General features: G+C 71.7%; 1 pseudogene. It reads right to left on the reverse strand.

Features of this window, described 5'->3' with window-relative positions:
• Positions 1–283: pseudogene (locus EN859_RS37520) on the reverse strand (thiazole synthase); the annotation flags it as partial.

Here is a 283-nt window from a genome sequence, read left to right on the forward strand (position 1 = left end):
GATGACGGGGGTGGAGGGAACGGCCATGTCGCGCGGCTCGAGCAGCCCTGCGCAATAGGCTTCGCGGCCAGCCGTGACCGCCTTGCCGAAGGCCGCTGCCATGGCGGCGGGATCGCCGGCCTTGGCCACGGCCGTGTTGAGCAGCACCGCGTCGTAGCCGAACTCCATCACGGCTGCGGCATGCGATGGCCGGCCGATGCCGGCATCGACGATCAGCGGCACGTCCGGAAAATGCCCGCGCAGGCTTCGCAGCGCATCGGGGCTCTGCGGCCCGCGCGCTGAG

It is taken from the genome of Mesorhizobium sp. M00.F.Ca.ET.216.01.1.1 (assembly GCF_004010325.2).
Lineage (GTDB): Bacteria > Pseudomonadota > Alphaproteobacteria > Rhizobiales > Rhizobiaceae > Mesorhizobium.